10 protein-coding genes, 1 tRNA gene, 1 other RNA gene and 1 pseudogene are annotated in these 13,593 nt (G+C 67.0%); 12 read left to right on the top strand and 1 reads right to left on the bottom strand.

The window, feature by feature from the left end:
• Nucleotides 1-234: 234 nt before the first annotated feature.
• The 7 genes and pseudogenes from IF06_RS0124580 to IF06_RS0124560 all read left to right on the top strand — a co-directional run bounded on the left by IF06_RS0124580 (nt 235) and on the right by IF06_RS0124560 (nt 7,135).
• Nucleotides 235-567 carry a YciI family protein gene (locus IF06_RS0124580; protein ID WP_030273827.1) on the top strand — a complete coding sequence of 111 codons (333 nt, stop codon included), beginning with the start codon at nt 235-237 and terminating at the stop codon, nt 565-567.
• Entirely contained in the window at nt 564-1,784 is a 1,221-nt protein-coding gene (locus IF06_RS0124575; RefSeq protein ID WP_030273825.1) for an RNA polymerase sigma factor, read from the top strand. Before IF06_RS0124580 ends, IF06_RS0124575 begins: the two co-directional genes overlap by 4 nt.
• A gap of 434 nt (nt 1,785-2,218) precedes the next feature.
• The gene (locus IF06_RS0124570) at nt 2,219-2,878 is read left to right on the top strand and encodes a hypothetical protein (RefSeq protein WP_030273823.1); all 660 of its coding nucleotides are present in this window, start codon (nt 2,219-2,221) and stop codon (nt 2,876-2,878) included.
• Between the two features lie 39 nt (nt 2,879-2,917).
• Nucleotides 2,918-4,045, top strand: coding sequence for a helix-turn-helix domain-containing protein (locus IF06_RS33220; protein WP_084588846.1), 1,128 nt, complete (start codon nt 2,918-2,920; stop codon nt 4,043-4,045).
• 191 nt (nt 4,046-4,236) lie between these two features.
• On the top strand, nt 4,237-5,736 hold the full coding sequence (locus IF06_RS33685) for a hypothetical protein (protein WP_157551529.1): 1,500 nt from the start codon (nt 4,237-4,239) through the stop codon (nt 5,734-5,736).
• A gap of 21 nt (nt 5,737-5,757) precedes the next feature.
• Nucleotides 5,758-6,414, top strand: a pseudogene (locus IF06_RS32315) (site-specific integrase); the annotation flags it as partial.
• A gap of 61 nt (nt 6,415-6,475) precedes the next feature.
• A complete protein-coding gene (locus IF06_RS0124560; RefSeq protein ID WP_030273821.1) occupies nt 6,476-7,135 on the top strand; it encodes a hypothetical protein in 660 nt (219 codons plus the stop codon).
• A 101-nt stretch (nt 7,136-7,236) separates the two neighbouring features.
• Here IF06_RS0124560 and IF06_RS0124555 read toward each other — a convergent pair.
• Nucleotides 7,237-7,321 (bottom strand) — tRNA-Ser (locus IF06_RS0124555).
• Nucleotides 7,322-7,402: 81 nt separating this feature from the next.
• Here IF06_RS0124555 and ffs point away from each other — a divergent pair.
• The 5 genes from ffs (at nt 7,403) to IF06_RS0124535 (ending at nt 13,515) form a co-directional block, all read left to right on the top strand.
• An RNA gene (ffs, locus tag IF06_RS33215) (signal recognition particle sRNA small type) lies at nt 7,403-7,492 on the top strand.
• A 107-nt stretch (nt 7,493-7,599) separates the two neighbouring features.
• Nucleotides 7,600-10,512: a DNA polymerase III subunit gamma and tau gene (locus tag IF06_RS0124550; protein ID WP_030273819.1), complete on the top strand. Its 2,913-nt coding sequence runs from the start codon at nt 7,600-7,602 to the stop codon at nt 10,510-10,512.
• A gap of 108 nt (nt 10,513-10,620) precedes the next feature.
• Nucleotides 10,621-10,929, top strand: a complete 309-nt coding sequence (locus IF06_RS0124545) for a YbaB/EbfC family nucleoid-associated protein (protein ID WP_013289051.1) — start codon at nt 10,621-10,623, stop codon at nt 10,927-10,929.
• A gap of 8 nt (nt 10,930-10,937) precedes the next feature.
• Nucleotides 10,938-11,531, top strand: a complete 594-nt coding sequence (gene recR, locus IF06_RS0124540; RefSeq protein WP_013289050.1) for a recombination mediator RecR — start codon at nt 10,938-10,940, stop codon at nt 11,529-11,531.
• Nucleotides 11,532-11,853: 322 nt separating this feature from the next.
• On the top strand, nt 11,854-13,515 hold the full coding sequence (locus IF06_RS0124535) for an ABC transporter substrate-binding protein (protein ID WP_013289049.1): 1,662 nt from the start codon (nt 11,854-11,856) through the stop codon (nt 13,513-13,515).
• Nucleotides 13,516-13,593: the final 78 nt, after the last annotated feature.

Below are 13,593 nucleotides of genomic sequence, written 5' to 3'. Positions count from 1 at the left end.
CGCTTCCGGCATCGCCAACCTCCACAACATCATCCTCGCCGGCTGACCACCGGCCCCATCCCACGCAACGCCTTCACCCAGTTACGAGACGTCCCTTAGGACGAGAGCTTTGACGTGCCACGTACCAGAATTGCGTGATCGACCTCGTCGGAGGCTGTCGGATCGCGGTGGCGGCGTTCGTAGCCGGGGTGACGGCGGCCCGGCCCGCGGCCGATGAGAGTGAAAGAGGAACCGATGGCGCAGTACCTGATCTCCGTACTCGACGACACGACCGGCTCGGCCACCGACGCGGAGATGGCCGCGATCGGTGAGTTCAACGAGCGGTTGCGAGCCGACGGCCACTGGGTCTTCGCCGGTGGGCTCGCGGCGCCGGAGACGGCCACGGTCGTGGACGCGCGAGGCGGGAGTCCGCTGCTCACCGACGGGCCCTACCTGGAGACGAAGGAGTACGTCGGCGGGTTCTGGATCATCGAGGCGCCGGACTTCGACGTGGCGCTGCCGCTCGCCGCGCTGGCGTCGCAGCGGTGCAACAGGCGGGTCGAGCTGCGGCCGTTCCTGGGCGCGTGACCGACGTCGGCGAGGCGCTCACCCGGGTCCACCGCGAGGAGTGGGCCCGGGTGGTCGCCACGCTCGCCCGGCGCATCGGCGATCTCGACGTAGCAGAGGAGATGACAGCCGAGGCGTTCGCCGCCGCCGTCGAGCGGTGGTCGGCCGACGGCGTACCGCCGAATCCCGGCGCGTGGCTCACCACCACCGCGTACCGCAGGGCCGTCGACCGGATCCGGCGCGAGAGCCGGCGGGAGGACAAGCACCGGGAGGCGCTGATGCTGGCCGACGTGCCGGAACCGCTCGGTGTCATCGACGACGACCGGCTCCGTCTGATCTTCACCTGCTGCCATCCGGCGCTGGCCATGGAGGCGCGGGTGGCGCTGACGCTGCGCCTGGTCGGCGGGCTCACCGTGCCCGAGATCGCGCGGGCCTACCTGGTTCAGGAGGCCGCCATGAGCAGGCGGATCACCCGGGCCAAGACGAAGATCAAGGCGGCCGGGATTCCGTACCGGGTGCCGTCCCGCGAGGACCTGCCGGCCCGGGTCACCGGCGTGCTCGCCGTTCTCTACCTGATCTTCAACGAGGGCTACCTCGCCTCCGACCCGGGCAAGGAGGCGGTTCGCGCCGACCTGACCGCCGAGGCGATCCGCCTCACCCGGCTGGTCCGTACGCTGATGCCCGACGACCACGAGGCCACCGGGCTTCTGGCGCTGATGCTGCTCACCGAGGCCCGCCGGCCCGCCCGGGTCTCCGCGACAGGCGAACTCGTCGTCCTCGCCGAGCAGGACCGCAGCGCCTGGGACCGCGACCTCATCGCCCAGGGGCACGCCCTGGTCCGCGTGTGCATCGCCGCCGGACGGCCGCCGGGCCGCTACCAGATCCTCGCCGCGATAAACGCCGTCCACACCGACGCCCGCGACGCGCGGGACACCGACTGGGCGCAGATCGCCGCGCTCTACGACCATCTGGTACGCGTCGACCCGTCGCCGATCGTGCGGCTCAACCGGGCGGTGGCGGTCGCCGAGTTGGACGGGCCGCAGGTGGCGCTGGCGGAGGTGGACGGGTTGCCGCTGGAGGGCTATCACGCGTACCACGCGACGCGTGCCGAGCTGTTGCGCCGGATGGGGCGAGGTGGGGAGGCGCGGGCGGCGTACGACCGGGCGATCGAGCTGGCGGGGAACAGCGCGGAGACGGCTTATCTGAAGCGGCGGCGGGACCAGTTGGGCGGCCGGTGAGGGGCACCGCGGAGTACGACTCAGGGCCGGCCCCGTGCGGGAACCGACCCTGTCGTCTGCGAGCGGAGGATACGAGATTCGAACTCGTGAGGGTGTGAACCCAACACGCTTTCCAAGTCTGCTGTCCCGGGTCCGGCCAGGCTCGTCGGCGTTTCACGCCCTGCCTGGTCGGCATGTTCGAACGCTGGCGCGCACTGTTGGACTGGCTGGAACGAGACGGCAATCGAGACGACGGGCAGCCCTTCCGCCGGCCCGTCCGGTCTTGTGCCCACCCAGCATCGAACGTACGTTCGAGGTGTGATCATCTCACCCCGAGCGACCCCCCCGTAGAAGCTGAGGACGTGTCGCGTTCGTGCTCCGACGGGCGGTTCCGCTAGGCTACTTATAGTTCCGGCCCCACGATCGAGGCCGTCGTTCTATAAGCTGGAGGATGCATGGCGTTGTTGGTCCCCGCCGGTGACGGCGGCTACGAGCAGAGGTTGGAGGGGATCGGCATCCGGTACGCGGCCTTGGCCGAGTCCCTGGGCGCGAGCTACACCGCGCGTCAGTCGTGCCAGCCTGATAGCGCTCCGACTGCGAAGGGTTACTTCGCGTACAACGGGCTTGTTGCCAGTTTGACCGGTGGGCTGCGCGACTCGGGATGGCGTCGCATCAACCTGAACGGCGTCCTGCCGCTGCTGGTCCACGACGACCTGCGTGAGATCCTCGGTGTCTCCAGCGGGGACACGATGACTGGCACCTCTAATGTCCGCAGGGAGCCTCGGAGCCGTTACTCGAAGGGGGAGCTGACTCGCCGGCTCCTGCGGAGCAACCAGCCGCCGGGTCAGGGTGTGTTGTTCGAATCGCCCTCCACCGAGGAGCCGCCGGAGGAGTTTGACGGCTACTCGTACTGGCTCTTCATGGTGTACTTCGACAAGACCAAGAAGGAGATCCGATCTGAAGTCTCGCTGCCTGAGAGTCAGAACGCCAAGGGTTACGTTTCTCGCTGGTTCCACCGCATTCAGCTGCCGCCATACGCGGTAGACGATCTTCCGGGTGACGACGACCCCAACGGTGGGTTCGGGCCGATTGACGTGCCCGTTGACCCTCGTTGATCATATGTCGCCCCTGAGTCAAGGGGGCAGAAAGAAAGTATGTTTACACCTTCGCGAATGCTTCTAGCCCGAAAGAGGAGAGGGTCGACGGCTGTCGAGCTAGCCCGACGTGTCGGAGTTAGCAGCCAAAGCATCTCCAACTATGAACGAGGGCGGCAGGTGCCCTCGACGGAGACGCTGGAAAAGATTGCCGGTGAGTTGGGATTTCCAGTCTCATTCTTCAACCAGGGCGACATCGACGAGATCGATGTCGCCCTGGTTAGCTTTAGGGCTCGCACAAAAATAACTGCGACAGCGCGCGATGCCGTCCTCAGTGCCGCGCGGCTGGCCCTTGAGTTGAATGACTTGATGGATGTTCGCTTTCGTCTCCCATCCCCTGATATTCCGACCCTGGAGAATCAGACGCCAGAGCGTGCGGCGGAATACGTACGTGCCCGGTGGGGAATTGGGGAAGTGCACCCCGCTCCTAACATGGTTCATCTGCTTGAAGCGCACGGTGTCCGTGTTTTCTCACTGCCGCCAGAGTATAGCGATGTTGACGCATTTTCGATGTGGCGGCGCGGCACACCATTTGTATTCCTTAACACGCTGAAGTCTGGCGAACGTGGCCGCTTCGATGCAGCGCACGAGCTGGGACATCTGGTGTTGCACGGGGGACATGATAACTCCGACTGGTCTCGCGACTGTGAGCGTGAAGCGAATCTTTTCGCATCGGCTTTCCTTATGCCTCGCGCCAGCATTAGGTCGAAGATGCCGAGTAATCCTACGACCGATCAAATTCTTCGGGCGAAGAGGCACTGGAGGGTTGCTGCTGTGGCGCTGGCCTACCGGCTTAGTGACCTATCCATGCTTAGCGAGTGGAGCTATAGGCGGATTCTCATTGAGTTGGGACAGATGGGGTACCGCACGGGTGAGCCGTCTGGAATTCAGCGAGAGACCTCTCAGTTGCTAGAAAAGGTATTCAAGGGTCTTCGCAGCCAGGGGCACTCTCCTCAACTACTTGCTAAGGAGCTTCACACAACTCCGGCTGAACTAACGAAGTACATATTCGGGCTTGTTATGACGGCAGTGGACCAAGCAGTGGCGACGCAGGATCCGGGGGCAATCCCCTCCGAAGCTAGGCAGGGTGAGCGCAAGCTACGCCTCGTTGCTACTTCCAGAGGGTAATGAAACGTCCACGTGGCCCCGGTGCCGCCTTTGCGGCCTGGGGCCACTGCGGCTGCGGGTTCAACTCCCGCTGCCATGGACTGCGGTCGCGGAACCTGGGAGGCTCCTGAAGAGGGCGGCCGATAGTTAGGCGCTGAGTGAGCTTGTTGTGAGCATTCGAAAAGATCGACCCAACATGGCTAGGTGTCTTAATGACCGTGGTTTACGAGTCGCCCGATGGCTCGCGGCGAGTGTCGCTCGATTCAGATGCGGCCGGAAATCGAGTAGTTGAGCAAAGAATTCGGACGATTGATGGACGCTCCCTTGTCATACGACATCAGCACCCAGACGTCCTTACCCACCCATACTTCGTTGAAGGAGTGAACCCCGAGGCTTGTCTATACCAGGGAAGGTTCGGCTTTGCCGCGGACTCTAACCCAACCATGCTTGAAGGAGATATCCGCTTCAAGTGGAGTCCGAACACCCGTATCGTTGCTCAGGGCTTTCGAGATGTTTCACTGGTCGACTTGCATGACAGTCTGAAGCCGTTGGATGAGCGCCTATGGATGGACTTAGCTACCGTACGTTTTCCGTCCGGCGTCAAGGGCTTTGTCCAATCGAAGGATTGTGTCCTAGCTGATCCGCCGGAGAGGTCTTCTCTGTATCAAGATGAGATTGGACCGCAGGAGCTTGGGGCTGGACCTGTTGACAGTATTAGATTTCTAGTCCCGAATGGTTGGGATGCCTACGACGGCAGCATGGTCTGTAGTCCAGACAATTTTACGTACTCCTGGAATGCGCGGGTGCAGGTGCAATCTAGTGATTGGTCGGTCACGATCGATCGGACTAAGCAGGCCAGCCGCCGAGATTTCTGGAAGGGCTTGAAGGACGTTGGAGGAAGTGCAGTCACTCATATCGGCGAGCTGCGTAGGGCGGGGGGCGCAGAGTTCGAACCAAAAGACGCTGCCGAAGTTATGGAATCTATCCGCCTCTTGTTGAACGTCGCAGTAGGCCGCCGCATCAACCCCGTCTTGCCCGTTGGCTGGCGGGGAGACGATGTGATGTGGGCACGGTGGTCGGTACCGCCGGTGGACAGAATGAAGAACGTTTCCTCCTGGCTCGACCCTTCAATTGGGTCCAAGCAAGTGAGGGAACTACTAGAATGCGGCTTGAACTACTTGTCAAATCCGAAACATCAGAACGCTTTCAGATACGCTGCTTCGTATTATGTGAGCGCAAATGCGGATGTAGATGTTGAGCCCGCTATCGGTCTAGCCGTCTCCGGCCTGCAATTACTGGCACATCAGCGTCTGGTAAACGAGAAGAAAAAGTACGCTTCATCTAATGCGTTTGAGAGTTCGGTGAAAAACACGGAAGGCGAGATCCGAGAATTCTTGAACGACTGTCACATTGATACTTATATCCCTGCGCATCTTTCTGCCCTGCAAACGGCAGCAGCGGCTATGCCGCTCAGTCAAGGGCTTGAGCGAGATGCCCTCGGCGCTGTCATATACCTTCGAAACAAGATGGTCCATCCAACCAAGACGCTAGATAGGTGGAATGGATACGCCTGGGCCGAAGCTAGCATGGTAGCGCGCCACTTCCTCAGGCTCGGGATCCTAAATATGCTGGGCTATGCGGGCCAGCACAAATCCGCCCTGTCGCTCAATCGCTGGACGGGTTCAGTTGACCCGGTTCCTTGGGTTGAATGACGGCGGCGAGCACCTCTGGTCAGCGCCCGGTGGGCGGTAGCGCTCGCCCTCGGGCTGCGCCAGAGTGAAGCGCTCGGCCTGAAATGGCCGGACGTGGATCTCAACAACGGAACGCTGACCGTGCGCCGCGCGCTGCTCCGCCCGAAATGGGGGCACGGCTGCGACGGGGAATGCGAGCAGAAGTTGCCCGGCCAGTGTCCCGACCGGGTGAACGAAAGGCCGGTAGCGGCGGACACCAAATCCCGCGCCGGCCGCCGTTCCATCGGCCTGCCAGATGCCCTGATCGGCCTACTCCGACAGCACCGGAAGGAACAAGACGGCGAGCGCGAAGCCGCCGCCCAGCTCTGGCGCGATGAGGGCTGGGTGTTCGCCTCACCGACCGGCGGGGTGATCCATCAGGCGACGGACTACGACGAGTGGAAACGGCTGCTCAAGCTCGCCGGAGTGCGGGACGGCCGCCTGCACGACGCGCGGCACACCGCCGCCACCGCGCTCCTGGTGCTCGGCGTCTCCGGTCGCACCGTGATGGGCATCATGGGCTGGTCGAACTAGGCCATGGCCGTTCGATGCCAACACATGACCGACCAGGTGCGCCGCGACATCGCACAGCAACTTGGCGGGCCGCTGTGGGTACCGACCAAGGCTCTGACGGCTAACTTGCTGTCTTTCCGTAGGTAATTCACGCTGGGTTGGAGGCTGAGCCCGTTAGCGGCCGGCGCTCAGGATGGGAGCACCGTTGGTGGAGCAAGCAATTCAGGACGATGAGTGCCCGTTTGATGGACCCGGTGGTGATGGGCGACTCTCCTTCACGCTGGAGGTGGAGCCCGTCTCGCTTCAGGCCAAGAAGTCCGCGCGCGAAGCTTTCGACAGCTCCCTTCAAAGCGCGCTGGCCGCCTTCGACTTCCTGATCGACTCGCAAGTTGGCATATCGGTCCGCCACTGGGCGATCCCCCGCCGGCGCTGGGAGACCGACATGGACCCAGATCTTGATAACTGGCTGAAGCCGCTTATAGACGCTTTTGTTGGCTCCGATCGGCTTATTGTGGATGATTCACTCATTAGATCTGTTGACCTGTCATGGGGGGAAGGTCAAGTAACAACAACGACGATCCATATTCGCCTCGATTTCGACCCGGACCACCGACTCAAGAAGCAGGGACTGCGCTACATCCAGTTTGCTGGGGGTCTCTGCTTCCCATTGGAGGCGGCTTTTGGCGATGCTGCCGTCAAGTCACTGCTCCGCTACGGCCGAGACACCCTCGGCGCGGTTGCGGAGTTGAACGCCCTTGACGGGGGCGGGTGGCGGCTGCTGACGAACGGTTGGATCCACCGGAGCCGGCTGGGCCGAGGCTTCGTCGTGGTGCCCGCCGAGGCTCTAGAGGCTGACCTTGCGGAGTGACGGGCGACGGGTACCGGGCAAGTGAGACGAGAGCGACCATAGACACGACTCAGGGCCGGTCCCGTTGGGGCCGGCCCTGTCGTTCGTCCTGCTCAAGCGAGCGGAGGATACGAGATTCGAACTCGTGAGGGTGTGAACCCAACACGCTTTCCAAGCGTGCGCCCTAGGCCTCTAGGCGAATCCTCCGCGAGCCAGGATACAGGTCTCCCGACGGCGGGCCACCCCACCCTCCCGGAAGATCCACAACCCTTCGGGTAGGCTTGGCGTCACCTCCCGTGCGGCGGTACCTCGTGAACCTCCCCAGGGCCGGAAGGCAGCAAGGATAAGCGAGCTCTGCCGGGTGCACGGGAGGCCTTTCTGTCTCCCGGGCCGGGTAACGTCGCTGCGGGTCGGGTCACGGGGTGGTGGGTGGTCACCCGGGGCCGACCGGCGCAGAATGGCTCGGTCGAGAGGAGGCGGGGCGGGTGGCACTGGCCCTTTACCGCAAGTACCGGCCGCGGACGTTTGCCGAGATGATCGGCCAGGAGCAGGTCACCGAGCCGCTGTCGCAGGCGCTGCGCAGCGGGCGGCTCAACCACGCCTACCTCTTCTCCGGTCCGCGGGGCTGCGGCAAGACCTCCAGCGCCCGGATCCTGGCCCGCTCCCTCAACTGCGAGCAGGGCCCCACCCCCGAGCCGTGCGGGCAGTGTGACTCGTGCCGCGGGCTGGCTCCCGACGGCGGCGGCTCGATCGACGTCATCGAGATCGACGCGGCCAGCCACGGTGGTGTCGACGACGCCCGTGAGCTGCGCGAGAAGGCGTTCTTTGCCCCGGCCCGCAGCCGCTTCAAGATCTACATCATCGACGAGGCGCACATGGTCTCGTCGGCCGGCTTCAACGCGCTGCTCAAGCTGGTCGAGGAGCCCCCTGAGTACGTCAAGTTCATCTTCGCCACCACCGAACCGGAGAAGGTCCTCGGCACGATCAAGTCGCGGACCCACCACTACCCGTTCCGGCTGTTCCCGCCGAAGGTGGTCCGCCCCTACCTCGAACAGCTCTGCGAGGCGGAGGGCGTCAAGGTCGAGCCGGCGGTCTTCCCGCTGGTGGTGCGCGCCGGCGGGGGCAGCATGCGCGACAGCCTCTCCGTGCTCGACCAGCTCATCGCGGGCGCCGGCCCGGAGGGCGTCGGCTACGCCCGGGCCGCCGCGCTGCTCGGGGTCACCGACGCCGCGCTGATCGACGAGATGTGCGATGCGCTCGCCGCCGGTGACGGTGCCGCCGCGTACGCCACCGTCGACCGGGTCGCCGAGGCCGGGCACGACTCGCGCCGCTTCGCCTCCGACCTGCTGGAGCGTCTCCGCGACCTGATCGTCCTGCAGCAGGTGCCTGATGCCGCCGCCAGGGGCCTCATCGACGGCCCGGCCGACCAGATCGAGCGGATGGCCGCCCAGGCGCAGCGCCTCGGCCCGGCCACGCTGTCGCGCTGCGCCGACATCGTGCACAACGGCCTGGTCGAGATGCGCGGCACCACGGCGCCCCGGCTGCTGCTGGAACTGATCTGCGCGCGCATGCTCCTGCCCGGCGCGGACGACTCGTCCGGCGGCCTGCTCCAGCGCCTGGAGCGGATGGAGCGCCGGCTGACGCTCGGGGGCGCCGAGCTGCCGCCGGCCGCCGCCGACCCCGCGCACCCCAACCAGACCCAGGGGGTACGCCCGGCGGCTCCCGCCCCGGGCGCGGCTGCCGCCGCGGTCCACGCGGATTCCGCCGGCACGCCGGCGGCTGCCGGCGCCCCGACCGGCGCCGCCGCCGCACGTGCCGCTGCCGCCGCTGCGGTGGGCGCCCGGAACGCCGCACCCGGTTCCCGTCCGGCTCCCGCCGTGACGGAGCCGGCAGGCGGCCCGGAGGCTGCTTCCCCCGCCCCGGCCGCTCCCGAGCGAGCCGCCGTCGATCCGGCCGCTTCCGGCTCGCCCGCTGCCGCCTCTGATGCTCCCGCCGCTGCCCGACGTCCGGTACCGCCGTCCGCTGTGATGCCCGACCCGGCCACGCCCGAGCCGCCCCGCCCCGGCGCGGCGAATCCCGGCGCGCTCGACGCGGTCGCGGTGCGCCGCGTGTGGCCCGAGGTGGTCGGCAAGGTCAACCGCAGCAACAAGCGGATCGCCGCGCTGATGCGGGACGCGGTGGTACGCGACCTGGACGGCGACACGCTCGTGCTGACCGTGAAGTCGACGGTGCTGGCGAAGATGATGGCCGACCACGCCGCCGTGCTGACCGACGCGCTCTACGAGGAGCTGGGCGGTCGCTGGCAGATCCGCTGCGAGGTGGCGGGCGAGCGTGGCGCGTCCTCGCTCGGCGGCCCGTCCCGTCCGTCCGGTGCGAGCCGCGCGCAGGCCGACGCCGCACCAGGCCGCAACGCGCCCGAGAGCGCCCCGGCCCGCCCGGCGGCCGCCCCGTCCGGCCCGGCGTCCGACACCGGGTCCGGTCGCCCGGATTCCCGGGCGCTAGGTACTGCTCAGGGCCGTCCGGACGCCGACGCGGCCGATGCGGGACCGAGCCGTCCGGGCTACGACTCCGGACTCAACCGTCCCGGCTCCGACGCGGGACCGGGCCGCCCGGGTTCGGCCCACGCCGGGCCAGGCCGTCCTGACTCCGGTGTCGCCGGACGTCCGGCAACCGACGCCGTCGGCGGCGCCCCGGGACAGCCGGTGTCCGGCTCGGGCAGCGCCACGGGCAGCCGAGCCACTGGCAACCCGGCCACTGGTAGCCAGGCCGGGGGGCCGGCGGGCCGGGCAGGCGCGGGTTCGCCCGACGCCTCGCACCGTTCGACGGCGAGCCCTGCGGCAGACCAGACCGAGGAGGACTGGCCGGAGCCGGCCCGACCCGGTGGCACGGCCTCGGCCACCGGCACCGCCTCGGCGGCGAGCGGCGGCGACGGGGAGGACTGGCCGGCTGCGGCCCGTCCGGGCGGGGGCACGGCTACCGCTACCGCGCCTGTCGTCGTACCCAAGCCTGCGGCACCCGCGGCGGCGCCGGCGCCTGCCGCTGCGGCGAGGCCGGCGGGGGCGAAGAACAGCGCGATCGCGGCGGCGCGTGCGGCCGCGGCGGCTGCTGCTGCGGGCGGTGGTCCCGGCAAGGGGCCGCGCGCGGCGCAGCCGGCGCGGAAGACGGCCGATGCCGAGTGGGCGGGCGAGCCGCCCTACGACCCGGACTTCGACGGCCCGGTGCGAGGTGGGGGCGCGCCTGCGGCGGCACCCGCCTACGAGGGATTCGACCCGGGCGACGAGCCGCTGGACGACGTGATCGACGAGCGGACCGCCCGGCAGTCGAGCGAGGAGCAGGCGGTGCAGCTGCTGCGCGAGACGTTCGGCGCGGAGAAGATCGACGAGGTGGACGCGCGCTGAGCGCGCGCCGACCGCGATTCAGCGGTGCCGTGGCCCGACTAGGCTGGGCGCGGCCGAGCAGACGAGTGGAAGAAGGAGCGGTCCGTGCGCCCAGGTGGACAGCCGAACATGCAGCAGATGCTGAAGCAGGCGCAGAAGATGCAGCAGCAGATCGCCAAGGCCCAGGCCGAGCTGGCCGAGGCGGAGCTGACCGGCACCGCCGGCGGGGGTCTGGTCACCGCGACGGTCGCCGGTACCGGTGAGCTGAAGGCGATCAAGATCGACCCGAAGGCGGTCGACCCGGAGGACGTCGAGACGCTGGAGGACCTGGTGGTCGCGGCCGTGCACAACGCCGCCGAGGCGGCCCGCGAGCTGACCGAGAAGAAGATGGGCCCGGTCGCGGGCGGCATGGGCGGCCTCGGCCTGTCCGGGTTCTGAGCCGGCAGATGTACGAGGGTGCCATCCAGGATCTGATCGACGAGCTGGGCCGGTTGCCGGGCGTGGGCCCGAAGAGCGCCCAGCGGATCGCGTTCCACGTGCTGTCGGCGGATCCGGCCGACGTCAACCGGCTGGCCGGCGCGCTGCGCAAGGTCAAGGACCTGGTCCGGTTCTGCACGACCTGCTACAACGTGGCGGAGTCGGAGCAGTGCCGGATCTGCCGCGACCCACGGCGTACCGACGAGGTGCTCTGTGTGGTCGAGGAGCCGAAGGACGTGGTGGCGATCGAGCGGACCGGCGAGTTCCGCGGGCGCTACCACGTGCTCGGCGGCGCGATCAATCCGCTGGAGGGCATCGGCCCAGACAACCTGCGGATCCGTGAGCTGATGACCCGCCTCGGCGGCGGCGAGGTCCGCGAGCTGATCCTCGCCACCGACCCGAACACCGAGGGCGAGGCGACCGCCACCTATCTGGCGCTGATGGTCAAGCCGATGGGGATCGCGGTGACCCGGCTCGCGAGTGGACTGCCGGTCGGCGGCGACCTGGAGTACGCCGACGAGATCACGCTGGGCCGGGCCTTCGAGGGCCGACGGGCCGTCTGAATCCAGTCGTGCCGCCTCCGGCGGGTGCCCTGCGGGGTGCCCGCCGGACGTGTCTCCGGGCCGGAACGGCATGCTCGTCGATCTAACAGGAACGTGCGTCCGGGACCGGATCGACGTAATAAATTCGGCCTTCTAGCCGACGAAACATCGGAAGCGCCAGGGATTCTCCTTCGATTCGTATGCCTCGTTGCGGAACAGACACGATTCGATACCAACCCGCCCCCCGCCCGTTTCCGCGCCGTCCACCCGAGGGCTAAGGTCTGCGCACATCGGTGACCCTGTCACCACGTTGTCCGTACCCCCAAGGACGAGGTGAAGCACCATGCGTGCATCCAGGCCGAAGGTCGCAATCGCGGCCATCGCGGTCGCGGCCCTCGCGGTTGCAGGCTGCGCCGAGAGCGACCGTGAGAGTGGCTCCGGAGATAGCAAGAAGGACACCCTCGTCTTCGGCGTCGCCGGAGACCCGAAGGTGCTCGACCCCAGCTTCGCCAGCGACGGTGAGTCGCTGCGCGTGGCGCGCCAGGTCTTCGAGACCCTGGTCCGTCCGGAGGAGGGCGGCACCAAGGTGACGCCGGGCCTCGCCGAGTCCTGGACGCCGGATGCGGCGGGCACGACCTGGACGTTCAAGCTCCGCTCGGGCGTCAAGTTCCACGACGGCACCGACTTCAACGCCGAGGCCGTCTGCGCCAACTTCGACCGCTGGTACAACGCCAAGGGCCTCATGCAGAGCCCGGACGTGACCGCGTACTGGCAGGACGTCATGGGCGGGTTCGCCAAGAACGAGAACCCGGACCTGCCGCCGAGCCTCTTCAAGTCCTGCACCGCCAAGGACGCCACCACTGTGGACCTGGCGTTCACCCGGGTCTCCAGCAAGATCCCGGCCGCGCTCATGCTGCCGTCGTTCTCGATCCAGAGCCCCAAGGCGATGGAGCAGTACGACGCCAGCAACGTGACCGGCACGGCCGAGGACATCAAGTACCCCGCGTACGCGATGGAGCACCCGACCGGCACCGGCCCGTTCAAGTTCAAGGCGTGGGACATCGCGAACAAGTCGCTCACCATCGAGCGCAACGACGACTACTACGGCGACAAGGCCAAGCTGAAGACCATCATCTTCAAGACGATCTCGGACGAGAACGCCCGCAAGCAGGCGCTCCGCTCGGGTGACATCCAGGGCTACGACCTGGTCGGCCCGGCGGACGTGGAGCCGCTGAAGAAGGAGGGCTTCAACGTCCTCACCCGGCCCGCCTTCAACATCCTCTACCTGGCGATCAACCAGAAGGGGAACCCGAAGCTGGCCGACCTGAAGGTCCGGCAGGCCATCGCGCACGCGCTGAACCGGCAGGCCCTGGTCGACTCGAAGCTGCCCCCGGGCGCCAAGGTCGCGATGAACTTCTTCCCGGACACCGTCGAGGGCTGGAACGGCGACGTCACCAAGTACGACTACAACCCGGAGAAGGCCAAGCAGCTGCTGGCCGAAGCCGGCGCGTCGAACCTGACGCTGAAGTTCCACTACCCGACCGAGGTCACCCGGCCGTACATGCCGAACCCGAAGGACATCTTCGAGCTGCTCTCGGCGGACCTCAAGGCGGTCGGCATCAACGTCCAGGCCATCCCGCTGAAGTGGAGCCCGGACTACCTCAACGCCACCACCTCCGGCAACAAGCACGACCTGCACTTCCTCGGCTGGACCGGTGACTACGGCGACGCGTACAACTTCATCGGCACCTTCTTCGACCGCCCGAAGGACGAGTGGGGCTTCAACAACCCCCAGCTCTTCGCGCAGTTCAAGGACGCCGACACCACCGCCGACGCGGCGGCCCGTACGGAGAAGTACAAGGCACTGAACAAGACGATCATGGACTTCCTGCCGGGCGTGCCGATCTCGCACTCCCCGCCGGCGATCGTGTTCGGCAAGGACGTGACCGGGATCAAGGCGAGCCCGCTCACCGACGAGCGGTACGCGACCGCAGAGTTCAAGTGATCTGAAGGCACCGTACGCGGGCGGGCGCTGTGACCACAGCGCCCGCCCGCACCCCTCCGCACACCCTCCGAGGCGCCC

Source organism: Micromonospora globosa, assembly GCF_000717585.1.
GTDB lineage: Bacteria > Actinomycetota > Actinomycetes > Mycobacteriales > Micromonosporaceae > Micromonospora > Micromonospora aurantiaca.
Note: the sequence above shows the minus strand (reverse complement) of the source record. Positions and strands in the feature narration are given on the sequence as shown.